A 10,740-nucleotide genomic window follows, 5' to 3' on the forward strand; every position below is an offset into this window, starting at 1 on the left:
CGCCGCCAATCACCTTTTTGCGTCTCGCGTTTCAGGCGTTTGGATAGTCCAATACAACCTGCGTTACCCGTGTTAATTGTCTGGCAATTCGAATGCCCTAATATACCCTCATGCGGATCAGCGTCATCACCAACTGGGCCTACGGAGTGACGGTTGTTCTGACCGTGCTCTCGGGCTCTGCCTTCATCCTGTCTGCCACAAGTGCCACCCGCGAACGGATCGCGGTCGAGGAACACTTGGCGCTGGACGATCTCGCCGACGATCTGGCGCTGGGCGCTGAAGAGCGCACCGATGAGGCGCGCCTCTATGTCATGCGCGACGACATCAGGCATCTCGATGCCTTCCAGGGCAAGGAAGGCGAGGAGCGTCGGCGCGAACGCGCAATCAAAGGTGTCCGCGACTTGGGCGCCACGCCCATCGAAATGCAGGCGCTCGAGGATGTGGAGAAAAACGCCGACGTTCTCGACAAGATCGAGGAAGAGGCGATCGCCGCGTATCGCAACGGCGATCAGGTGGGCGCCCGTCAGACCCTGTTCGGCCCGGAACACGACCGCCTGCAGACGGCGCTGCTCGCCGCTGTCACGCGCTTTCGCGATCTCGCGAACGCCCGCACCCAGGCCGTCATGCACGACACGCAGCTGCGCAGCGACTGGTGGGGTTTCATCGCCAAGACGCTGCTCGCCGTCACTGCCGCTCTGTTTCTGAGCGTCCTCTATTTTATCCTCAAGCGCCGCGTCGCCATGCCCTTGATGCGCATGACCGGCATCGTCACGCGTCTGGCCAAGCAGGATTACGCGGTCGACGTGCCGCTCGATCGCCGTCGCGACGAGATCGGCGAGATGAACGAGGCCATCCATATCTTCCGCGAAAACGGTCTGGAACGCGATCGCCTCGATGCCGAGCGCCGGCGCGACCAGCAGACCAAGGACCTGATCCTGCAGATGATGCACCGCCTGCAGGCCTGCCAAGCGCAGGAGGAGCTGGCCGAAGTCGTGACGCTTTTCGCCCCGCAGATCTTTCCAGATCTCGCCGGCAACCTCTACATCATGAACGAAAGCCGCTCGACACTGTCGCGCATCTCCTCATGGCACGAGCCGCAGCGCTCCGAGCCTGTATTTCCGGCGACGGCCTGCTGGGGCCTCAGGCGCGGCCGTCCGCATGTGAGCTCGCATGAGCACGGCGACATCAGCTGCCAGCATCTCGACCAGTCCGATACGATGGGGCTCTGCGTCCCGCTGACGGCGCAGGGCGATGTGGTCGGGCTGCTCTATTTCGAGGAGCGGCCGCAAGGCCATATGGAAGCCGAGGCATCGCGCCTCTATCTCGAGCTTATCGCCGAGAACATCGGCCTTGCCGCCGCCAACCTGCAGCTGCGGGACAAGCTGACCAACCTCTCCATCCGCGACGCGCTGACGGGGCTTTATAACAGGCGCTCGCTCGACGAGGACATGAACAACCATGCGCGCGATCGCGAACTGGAGCAGCTCAGCTGCATGATGGTCGATATCGATCACTTCAAGCGCTTCAACGACGAGTTCGGCCATGACGCCGGCGACGAGGTCATGCGCTACGTCGCGCAAACCATTCTCGACACGATCGGCGGCGCCGGCCGCGCCTACCGCTTCGGCGGCGAGGAGTTCACCGTACTGCTGCCTGGTATCGGCGATGCCGAAGGATTCGACATTGCCGAGCGCCTGCGCTCCAACATTCGCGGCCTGGCTCTCTCGCATCGCGGCCGTATTCTCGGGCCGATCTCGGTGTCGATCGGCGTTGGCTCGCTGTCGGAAGGCGCTGCCGTCTCGACATTGCTGACACGCGCCGATGCGGCATTGCTGCAAGCGAAGGCGGAAGGGCGCAACAGGACAGTCATGGCCTCGGTGCTGATGCCGGATAGCAAGATGCGCGGATCGGCCTGAAAGGCGAGGCAATCGCCTACTTCGGCGTCGATCCAAGCCGCACGAGCACCTCATCCGGAATGGCGTAGCGTTGGATAACGTCGCGAGTGTTGCGCAGACCGCAGATTTCACGCTGAACGAACAAATCCCAGACAGCATCCGCTGCCTTGCGGAGGCGCGCATCTCGCTCGTCCTGACCGTGGCGCGCGGCATCCCACGCGTTAAGCTCTGCCAAGGCCGCCTCAGCCTTCAATCCGCTACGCCCCAGCGAACTGGCGCGCTCCGCTCTCAGTTCGTATTCGAGAACATTGAACCCGCTCTCGACCGAGAAAGGCTGCCTCAGCGATTGCGGCGGACGAACGGTCATGACCATACCCTCAGGCTCGCGCTAACCTATACTGTGGGCGAGCGTAGCTTGTTTGGCGAATACGGTGACAGAGTAGGGGGGATCGGCTTGCCGGTAAAGATAGGCGCCGAGGCAATTGAGATGCCCCGGCCGAGAAGCTGCGCTTCGGAGTAATGGTGATAACCGAGCCGCAACGAGCCGCCTTACTTTGCGGCGGCGTTGCCAACCCGGTTGCCCGCATTCTGCGTTGCGTTAACGGTGTTGGCCGCATCCTTGCCCATGCCGCGGATCGTATTGCCGCAGGAGCTGAGGGCCAGCATGACGCAAAGAGCAGCCGCGATCTTCGTGGTGATGGAGGAGGTCATGTCACAATCCTTTTCGTGGAACCTGTGACACAACGCATGGACCGGCAGCTGGTTGCATTCCATCGCCGTTCACGCACTCTTGCCGCCCTATGGCTGCTCGCGCATCCCAGGCGTCGCTTCCCGCTCGTCGGCATCTTCCAGATCCGTCTTCACGATGAAGGCATCGGTATGCTGTCTTGCCGCTTCCCTGAGCGCCTCGAGGTTCGGCACGTCATCACCCTCGATCTGGTCGCCGCCATGATTGATCTCGTGCTCCGCCTGCGACCAATGCTCTTCATGACGTCCCTCAGGTCTGCCTTCGCGCTCCCAGATGGAATGGGCGCGGTCGCGGATATCTTTTTCACGGTCTGACATGATGTTCTCCGATGTTTCCACCGCTAGAACTGGTGGCAGCAGCAAATGTTCCGCAGGCAGCGGGTGGTTTTCTATCCATCGCAAGAAATGTGCCTAATGCACAGGAAAGGTGGATTTTTCAGTTGACCGCAATGGGGCGTCTGCATATGTTCCGCGCACTTCCAGACGGGGCTCTTCAGAGACGCCTCGCGACACGGGAGAGCGTAGCTCAGCTGGTAGAGCAACTGACTTTTAATCAGTAGGTCATGGGTTCGAGCCCCATCGCTCTCACCATTAAATCAATTCGTTAGACGATTTTTGGTGTTTTGGTAGCGGATCGGAAAATCCGCAACTCTCAAATTTGGGATCAAGCCCGAGTTGCTGGATAACCTTCGGCTCAACGAGCGCGTCAAATGCACGAGCGGCAATAAAGTTCCCGAAAAATATTTAGGAAAATCAATCGGTTCAATCGCATTCGCGGCTTAACAAATCGATCCTTGGCCCTAAATCTCACTTATACAAGGAGATGACCATGACCAACGTGATCGAACACACCAATAGTCGCAAGGTGCTGCGTGGCCGTGCCTATAGCCTCACGGAATTCTCGCGCAAATACAGGCTCGGCGACGATGAAGCCGTTCGCCTGTTCGAAAAATTCGGCCCCTCCGCCACCGAGCTTGACCTACTGATGGCTGCCAAGCGCCGTCCGCCCGTCTCGCTGGAATCACTTGGCGCCTGATCGGCGCCATTCGTGCCGTGGCTGAATGACGCGGGCCATCAGCGCTCGCGAGCGGTGATGTGCGGCGTAGGCCCCGCCACAAACTCGACTTTCATTACCAAGATTTCATTTCCATTTAACGTTGCTGCGTGCCAATGCGGTCAACTTGCTAATCCTGCGTTCAGCTTCAGATCGTTATTCCCGAAGCTGACAGTCGTATTGGCTGTATCTGACCGAGGCTGCCCGCATGAACGATATGACAACGCCCAATAAACCCCAGAGCACGAAACCCATGAGCACGGCAAACGCCGATCTCGCCGCTATCCTTGCCGCCTCTCAGCAGAAGCAGAAGGGCCGCTGGTGGAAGCGCTCGTTGGTGTCGCTGGTCGTGATAGCGGCGCTTGGGGGCGGATTCTATCTGTATTCGCGCCAAGGCGGCAGCGAGGTGAGCTACACCACGCAGCCGGTCAAGAACGGCGACCTGACCGTGCTTGTGACCGCCACCGGATCGGTACAGCCGACGGAGCAGGTCGATATATCGAGCGAACTCTCCGGCACCGTGCGCGATGTCAATGTCGACTATAACAGCGAGGTGAAGGCCGGTGACGTTTTGGCGGTGCTCGACACGATCAAGGTCGAGGCCGACGTCAAGAGCACGCAGGCAAAGCTCGATTCGGCGAAGGCGAACGTCGTCAAGGCGACGGCCGATCTGGAGTCCGCCAAGAGCTCCTACGATCGCTACCGCAATCTCGTCCAAAGCAATGTGACGACGCAGCAGAGCCTCGAGGACGCGCGCTACAAGTACGATTCGGCCGTCGCCACCAAGGAGATCAACGAAGCGGCGGTGCTGTCGGCGGAAGCCGATCTGCAGCTCGCGCAGGTCAACCTCACCAAGTCCAAGATCGTTTCGCCGATCGATGGTGTAATCCTCACGCGCTCCGTCGATCCAGGCGCGACAGTTGCGGCTTCGCTCTCGGCGCCGGTTCTCTTCGTCATCGGCGGCGACCTCAAGCAGATGGAGTTGCAGGTCGATGTCGATGAGGCCGATGTCGGCCAGATCGCGGTTGGTCAGAAAGCCACCTTCACGGTTGATGCCTATCCGGATCGCACATTCCCGGCCGAGATCAAGCAGATCCGCTTTGCCTCGGAAACGACCAACAACGTCGTCACCTACAAGGCCATCCTCTCCGTCGACAACGCCGACCTGCTGTTGCGCCCGGGCATGACGGCGACCGCCGACGTCACCGTCGAAGCGGTCAAGAGCACGCTGATGGTGCCGAACGCCGCCTTGCGTTACGCGCCGCCGGCAACTGAAACCAGACGCAACCGCGGGCTTTTCGGCATGTTCGCTCCCCCACGCATGGGCCCTCGCGGCGGCAATCAGGGCGGTGGCGAGACCTTGACTGGCGCCAAGCGTCGCGTCTGGGTGCTGAAATCCGGCAAGCCATCGCCTGTTGTCATCCAGGTCGGCTCCTCCGACGGCCAGTTTACCCAGGTGACGTCAGGCGATCTCAGGGAAAACGAAGCGATCATCACCGATTCGACCGAGCGGTCGAGATAGCGGCACGCCATGACCACGCCGCCTCTCATCGAGTTCAGCAAGGTGTCGAAGATCTACGGTCGTGGCGAAGCCTCGATCCGTGCGCTCGATCATGTCGACCTCGCCATCCGCGAGCACGAATTCGTCGCGATCATGGGGCCATCGGGCTCCGGTAAGTCCACGGCCATGAACATTCTCGGCTGTCTCGATGTCCCAAGCGCCGGCGACTATCTGTTCCAGGGCATCTCGACCACCGGGTTCGACCGCGCGCAATTGACGATGCTGCGGCGTCACATGCTGGGCTTCGTCTTCCAGGGCTTCAATCTTCTGCCGCGCACGTCGGCGGTCGAGAATGTCGAGCTGCCATTGATCTATCGCGGCATGCCGGCTGCCGAGCGGCATCGTCTGGCGAAGGAAGCGCTTGGCCTTGTTGGCCTTGGCGGCCGAGAGCATCACAAGACGCAGGAGCTTTCCGGCGGCCAGCAGCAGCGCGTCGCCATCGCGCGCGCCATCGTCACCCAGCCATCGCTGCTTCTCGCCGACGAACCGACCGGCAATCTCGACACCAAGACCAGCATCGAAATCATGGACCTGATGACGCGGCTCAACCGCGAGCAGGGCATCACCATCGTCATGGTCACGCACGAGCCTGACATCGCAGCCTATGCACAGCGGCTGCTGCGCTTCGTCGATGGAAAGCTGGAAGCGGAAATGGCGCATCAGGGAAGGGCGGGTCATGTTTCTTGAGACGGTCAAGCTCGCGCTTCGTGCCATCAGCCGCAACATGCTGCGGTCGTTCCTGACGGTGCTTGGCGTCGTCATCGGCGTCGCCGCCGTCATCGCGCTGGTCACGATCGGCAACGGTACCACCGCGCAGGTCACCTCCGAGCTGTCGCGTCTGGGCACCAACATGCTGTTTGCCCGCCCCGGCCAGTTCGGCCCAGGCCGCGCAAGCTCCGAGGCACGGCGCTTCACCGTGGCCGATGTCGACGCCATCAGCGAGCAGGTGAGCGGGCTGCGGGCCGTGGCGCCGCTCAACCAGACCACGGCAACCGTCATCTATGGCGGGCAGAGCCACTCGACGACGGTGATGGGCACCACCAACGACTATTTCACCGCGCAGGATTGGGATATCGCCTCCGGCCGTACCTTTGACGCCGCCGAAGAGCGCGGCCGCGCGCGCTGCATTCTCGGCGAGACTGTCCGCTCGCAGCTCTTTGGGTCCGCCGATCCGATCGGCCAGCAGGTGCGCGTCGGCAAGGTCTCCTGCGGCGTCATCGGCGTTCTGGCCAAGCGCGGACAATCCGGCATGGGCACCGACCAGGACGATGTCGTCATCGTGCCGATCAAGGTCTACCAGCGCCGTATCGGCGGCAAGGCCAATGCCAATGTCTCGATGATCCTGATCTCGGCGCGCGATGGCGTTGCGACATCGAAGGTCCAGTCGGACACGGAAAACCTGCTGCGCGAACGCCGCAAGATCATTCCCGGCCGCGAAGACGATTTCAACGTCAATGACATGACCCAGATCGCAGCCGCGATGACCGGAACGACGACGCTGCTCACCAGCCTGCTTGGCGCGGTGGCCGCGATCAGTCTGCTCGTGGGCGGTATCGGCATCATGAACATCATGCTGGTCTCTGTGACCGAGCGCACGCGCGAAATCGGCATTCGCCTGGCGATCGGAGCGCTGGAGCGGCAGGTGCTGATGCAGTTCCTGGTCGAGGCGGTGGCGCTGTCGATATTCGGCGGCATGAGCGGCATTCTGCTGGGGCTGGGGCTTGGCTTCGGCGCCGTCTCGCTACTCAAGGTGCCGTTCGTGGTGAGCCCGACGATGATCATCGTGGCCTTCGCCTTTTCCGCCGCGATCGGCATGATCTTCGGCTATTTCCCGGCAAGGCGGGCCGCCCAGCTCAATCCGATCGATGCGCTGAGGCACGAGTAAGTCGCTGTAAAATAACGGCTCTCCCTTCGGCCTAATATATCATGGCAACCTGCCATTGAATCCGTTAACGCGGGGCTTATGATATATCAGGTCGAATCACGGATCCGCGATGCCGAACTCCTCACAGAGCCATCTTGCCTATCTGGCGCTGGAACATGCCATCGTGACCTTGGCGTTGACGCCTGGTGCGCTCGTCAATGAAAAGCAGCTGATCGATCTCTCCGGACACGGCCGTACGCCGGTGCGCGAGGCGATCCAGAAGCTGGCTTGGCAGGGATTGATCGTGGTGAAGCCGCGCGTCGGCCTGCAGATCGCCGAGATCAAGCCGACCGACCACGCCCATGTCATGCAGGTTCGCCGCGAGCTCGAACCGATCGCCGCCGCGCTCGTGGCCGAACAGGCGACCGACGGGCAACGCAACCAGCTGGTGGAATGCGCGCGCGCCATGAACGACTGCGCCGTCAGCGGCGATCTCGCGGGCTTCTTCGCGGCCGACAAGGCTTTCGACGAAATTCTCGAAGAGTCCTGTCCGAATGCCTTCATCACCTCGGCGCTCGGCCCGGTGCAGACCCATTCGCGCCGCCTCTGGTATTCAAAGGCGAGCCCTGAGCGTATGGACCGCTCGATCTCGCTGCACGTCGCCGTTATCCGCGCGATCCAGCAGGGCAAGGCGACTGAAGCACGCAAGGCCATGACGACGCTGATCGATTACCTCGGCCAGAAATGAAAACGGCCCCGTTTCCGGAGCCGTTGTTCTAGGGATGTGATGGGGCGATCAGCCGACGAAGGCGCGCTCGATGACGAACTGCGCCGGCTTGCTGTTGGCGCCTTCTTCCAGACCAGCCTGCTCAAGCAGTTCCTTGGTGTCCTTCAGCATCGCCGAAGAGCCGCAGATCATGCCGCGGTCGATTTCGGGATCGAGCTTGGGAACGCCGAGATCGGTGAACAGCTTGCCAGAGGAGATCAGGTCCGTGATACGGCCACGATACTCGAAGTCCTCGCGCGTGACCGTTGCGTAGTGCAGCAGCTTGTCGCCGACCACTTCCTGCAAAAGCTCGTCGTTCTGGATTTCGTGAACCAGATCGAAGCCGTATTTCAGTTCGGCTATGTTGCGCGTGGTGTGGGTGAGGATGACCTGGTCGAACTTCTCATAGGTCTCCGGATCACGGATCAGGCTGGCGAAGGGCGCGATGCCGGTGCCGGTCGAGAACATGTAGAGACGACGGCCAGGCGTCAGCGCGTCGAGCACCAGCGTTCCCGTCGGCTTCTTGCGCATCAGCACCTGATCGCCGGGCTTGATCGCCTGCAGATGCGAGGTCAGCGGACCATCGGGAACCTTGATCGAGAAGAATTCGAGTTCCTCGGCCCAGGCCGGGCTGGCGATCGAGTATGCGCGGAAGATCGGCTTGCCTTCGACCATGAGACCGATCATCGCGAATTCGCCAGAGCGGAAGCGGAAACCTTCAGGACGCGTCATCGTGAAGCGGAACAGGTTGTCCGTGTAATGCGTGACGCTGAGAACGGTTTCGGCGAAAACGCCGGCAGGGATTGGGGCTGCGAATTCTTCGGTCTTTGCAGGGGCGTTCATTGCGGTATCGGATCCCGTAGTTCGTCGATCATCAATTCGATGCGAGCGAGATATTACAAATAGGCGGCGGATTAAAGGTATTCCATTCCCTCTGTGGCGAGTTGCATGAAATATGCATGTTATCGTCAGGTTTGGGAAACCCGATGTGCATCATTCGCTTTTGCTCTGGCGAAGCCCGACAAAGGATGCATATTAGGCCGAAATCGCGCCTCGGGGGTGCGGATTGCTTATGGCAACTCGGGGAAACATGAAGATTTTCAATTACAAGCGCGTACCCTACGCGGAAATGCGCGCATTTTCCGTCCATATTTTGACGGCCTCCGGTTCCTTCCTTGCTTTCCTCGGCGTCGTCGCCGCCGCCGAGCATCGTTTCGTCGATATGTTCTGGTGGCTGGGGCTGGCACTTCTGGTCGATGGGATCGACGGCCCGATCGCGCGCAAGGTCAAGGTCAAGGAAGTCCTGCCGAACTGGTCTGGCGACACGCTCGACAACATCATCGATTACGTCACCTACGTCCTGCTGCCGGCCTTCGCGCTCTATCAGAGCGGCATGATCGGCGAGCCATGGTCCTTCGTGGCCGCCGGCATGATCGTCGTCTCAAGCGCCATCTATTATGCCGACATGGGCATGAAGACCGAAGAGTATTTCTTCTCCGGCTTCCCCGTTGTCTGGAACATGATCGTCTTCACGCTGTTCGTCATGGATGCCAGCGCCACGACGGCGCTCGCCGTCGTCACCGTCTCGGTGGTTCTGACCTTCCTGCCAATCAACTTCCTGCATCCGGTGCGCGTCCAGCGCCTTCGTCCGCTCAATCTCGGCATCTTCTTCCTGTGGTCGGCGCTCGGCATCTACGCGCTGCTGATGCATTTCGTCGTGCCGCAATGGGCGCTCGTTCTTTTCGTTCTGAGCGGTATCTATCTGTATTGCATTGGCGCGGTGCTGCAGTTCCTGCCGGCGCTGGGACGCCGTCCATAGGGGCGTTGGGCATAGGAGAACTGGAATGACGAAGACACAGGCCGTCGTGCTGAATGGGACCGGCGGTCCCGAGGTGCTCGATTATGTCGATATCGACCTGCCGCCGCCCGGTGCCGGCGAAGTGCAGATAAGGCACGCCGCGATCGGCCTGAATTTCATCGACGTCTATTTCCGCACCGGCCTCTACAAGGCGCCGCATATGCCCTTCGTTCCGGGCAAGGAAGCAGCCGGAACCGTGACGGCGGTCGGCGCCGGCGTTTCGGATTTCAAGGTCGGCGACCGCGTCGCCTATGCCGGTTCCGACGGCGCCTACAGCATCGAGCGCAACATCGAGACCAGGCATCTGGTCACCGTTCCCGATGGCATCGGGCTCGATACTGCCGCGGCGATGATGCTGAAGGGCATGACGGCACAGTATCTGCTGAACCGCACCTTCAAGGTCGGCCCTGAAACCACGCTGCTCTTCCATGCCGCCGCCGGCGGTGTCGGCCTGATCGCCGGCCAGTGGGCCAAGGCGCTCGGCGCGACTGTCATCGGTACGGTCGGCTCAGACGCCAAGGCCGAGCTGGCACGCGAGCATGGCTACGACCACGTCATCAACTACGACACCGAGGATTTCGTCGCGCGCGTGTCGGAAATCACAGGCGGCAAGGGCGTCGACGTGGTCTACGATTCCATCGGCCGCGACACCTTCCCGCAATCGCTCGACTGCCTGAAACGCTTGGGCATGTTCGTATCCTTCGGCCAGTCATCCGGCCCGATCGAGGATTTCACCCTGGCGTTGCTGGCGCAGAAGGGCTCGCTTTTTGCGACCCGTCCGACGCTTTTCACCTATATCGCCACCCGCAATGAGCTAACTGATTGTGCAAACGCATTATTTGATGTTGTTTTGAGCAACAAAGTGCGTATCAATGTCAATCAGACCTATCCGTTGCGCGAGGTTGGGCGAGCCCACACGGAACTGGAAGCTAGAAAAACGACCGGAACGACGCTGCTGATCCCAGAATGATCCTGAAGGGGCAGGTCGGCAGTGG

The 10,740-nt window shown here is 60.9% G+C and carries 11 protein-coding genes, 1 tRNA gene and 1 pseudogene; 9 read left to right on the forward strand and 4 right to left on the reverse strand.

Annotated features, from left to right (window positions below; genetic code table 11):
• The first annotated feature begins 110 nt into the window (after positions 1-110).
• Positions 111-1,916 (forward strand): diguanylate cyclase, encoded by a 1,806-nt coding sequence (locus AC1DOG_RS15610; RefSeq protein ID WP_477929225.1) that lies wholly within the window; start codon positions 111-113, stop codon positions 1,914-1,916.
• Positions 1,917-1,932: 16 nt separating this feature from the next.
• On the opposite strand, the gene AC1DOG_RS15615 is transcribed toward AC1DOG_RS15610, so the two are convergent.
• From AC1DOG_RS15615 to AC1DOG_RS15625, 3 genes and pseudogenes are all read right to left on the reverse strand, one after another.
• On the reverse strand, positions 1,933-2,262 hold the full coding sequence (locus tag AC1DOG_RS15615; protein WP_477929227.1) for a DUF6665 family protein: 330 nt from the start codon (positions 2,260-2,262) through the stop codon (positions 1,933-1,935).
• 182 nt (positions 2,263-2,444) lie between these two features.
• Complete coding sequence (locus AC1DOG_RS15620) at positions 2,445-2,606, reverse strand: entericidin domain-containing protein (protein ID WP_477929229.1); 162 nt, start codon at positions 2,604-2,606, stop codon at positions 2,445-2,447.
• 87 nt (positions 2,607-2,693) lie between these two features.
• Positions 2,694-2,957 (reverse strand): annotated as a pseudogene (locus AC1DOG_RS15625) (DUF2934 domain-containing protein); the annotation flags it as partial.
• A 200-nt stretch (positions 2,958-3,157) separates the two neighbouring features.
• On the opposite strand from AC1DOG_RS15625, the gene AC1DOG_RS15630 reads away from it, so the two are divergent.
• The 6 genes from AC1DOG_RS15630 (at position 3,158) to AC1DOG_RS15655 (ending at position 7,869) form a co-directional block, all read left to right on the forward strand.
• Positions 3,158-3,233 (forward strand) — tRNA-Lys (locus tag AC1DOG_RS15630).
• 238 nt (positions 3,234-3,471) lie between these two features.
• On the forward strand, positions 3,472-3,678 hold the full coding sequence (locus tag AC1DOG_RS15635) for a hypothetical protein (protein WP_289726373.1): 207 nt from the start codon (positions 3,472-3,474) through the stop codon (positions 3,676-3,678).
• Between the two features lie 226 nt (positions 3,679-3,904).
• A complete protein-coding gene (locus AC1DOG_RS15640; protein WP_477929231.1) occupies positions 3,905-5,218 on the forward strand; it encodes an efflux RND transporter periplasmic adaptor subunit in 1,314 nt (437 codons plus the stop codon).
• Between the two features lie 9 nt (positions 5,219-5,227).
• A complete protein-coding gene (locus tag AC1DOG_RS15645; RefSeq protein ID WP_477929233.1) occupies positions 5,228-5,944 on the forward strand; it encodes an ABC transporter ATP-binding protein in 717 nt (238 codons plus the stop codon).
• Positions 5,934-7,142, forward strand: coding sequence for an ABC transporter permease (locus AC1DOG_RS15650; RefSeq protein WP_018899949.1), 1,209 nt, complete (start codon positions 5,934-5,936; stop codon positions 7,140-7,142). Before AC1DOG_RS15645 ends, AC1DOG_RS15650 begins: the two co-directional genes overlap by 11 nt.
• A gap of 109 nt (positions 7,143-7,251) precedes the next feature.
• Positions 7,252-7,869: a GntR family transcriptional regulator gene (locus AC1DOG_RS15655; RefSeq protein WP_018899948.1), complete on the forward strand. Its 618-nt coding sequence runs from the start codon at positions 7,252-7,254 to the stop codon at positions 7,867-7,869.
• A gap of 48 nt (positions 7,870-7,917) precedes the next feature.
• Here AC1DOG_RS15655 and AC1DOG_RS15660 read toward each other — a convergent pair whose 3' ends face one another.
• Positions 7,918-8,730, reverse strand: coding sequence for a ferredoxin--NADP reductase (locus AC1DOG_RS15660; RefSeq protein WP_112979677.1), 813 nt, complete (start codon positions 8,728-8,730; stop codon positions 7,918-7,920).
• Positions 8,731-8,977: 247 nt separating this feature from the next.
• Here AC1DOG_RS15660 and pcsA point away from each other — a divergent pair, with 247 nt between their 5' ends.
• Complete coding sequence (gene pcsA, locus AC1DOG_RS15665; protein ID WP_477929236.1) at positions 8,978-9,706, forward strand: phosphatidylcholine synthase; 729 nt, start codon at positions 8,978-8,980, stop codon at positions 9,704-9,706.
• A 25-nt stretch (positions 9,707-9,731) separates the two neighbouring features.
• Positions 9,732-10,715: a quinone oxidoreductase family protein gene (locus AC1DOG_RS15670; protein ID WP_477929238.1), complete on the forward strand. Its 984-nt coding sequence runs from the start codon at positions 9,732-9,734 to the stop codon at positions 10,713-10,715.
• Positions 10,716-10,740 lie beyond the last annotated feature (25 nt).

Source organism: Rhizobium sp. 01N48, from assembly GCF_056399145.1.

Excerpts from the sequence above, each read along its gene's own strand:
- AC1DOG_RS15610 (WP_477929225.1), top strand. The coding sequence starts at position 111 with ATGCGGATCAGCGTCATCACCAACTGGGCCTACGGAGTGACGGTTGTT.
- AC1DOG_RS15615 (WP_477929227.1), bottom strand. The coding sequence starts at position 2,262 with ATGACCGTTCGTCCGCCGCAATCGCTGAGGCAGCCTTTCTCGGTCGAG.
- AC1DOG_RS15620 (WP_477929229.1), bottom strand. The coding sequence starts at position 2,606 with ATGACCTCCTCCATCACCACGAAGATCGCGGCTGCTCTTTGCGTCATG.
- AC1DOG_RS15635 (WP_289726373.1), top strand. The coding sequence starts at position 3,472 with ATGACCAACGTGATCGAACACACCAATAGTCGCAAGGTGCTGCGTGGC.
- AC1DOG_RS15640 (WP_477929231.1), top strand. The coding sequence starts at position 3,905 with ATGAACGATATGACAACGCCCAATAAACCCCAGAGCACGAAACCCATG.
- AC1DOG_RS15645 (WP_477929233.1), top strand. The coding sequence starts at position 5,228 with ATGACCACGCCGCCTCTCATCGAGTTCAGCAAGGTGTCGAAGATCTAC.
- AC1DOG_RS15650 (WP_018899949.1), top strand. The coding sequence starts at position 5,934 with ATGTTTCTTGAGACGGTCAAGCTCGCGCTTCGTGCCATCAGCCGCAAC.
- AC1DOG_RS15655 (WP_018899948.1), top strand. The coding sequence starts at position 7,252 with ATGCCGAACTCCTCACAGAGCCATCTTGCCTATCTGGCGCTGGAACAT.
- AC1DOG_RS15660 (WP_112979677.1), bottom strand. The coding sequence starts at position 8,730 with ATGAACGCCCCTGCAAAGACCGAAGAATTCGCAGCCCCAATCCCTGCC.
- pcsA (WP_477929236.1), top strand. The coding sequence starts at position 8,978 with ATGAAGATTTTCAATTACAAGCGCGTACCCTACGCGGAAATGCGCGCA.
- AC1DOG_RS15670 (WP_477929238.1), top strand. The coding sequence starts at position 9,732 with ATGACGAAGACACAGGCCGTCGTGCTGAATGGGACCGGCGGTCCCGAG.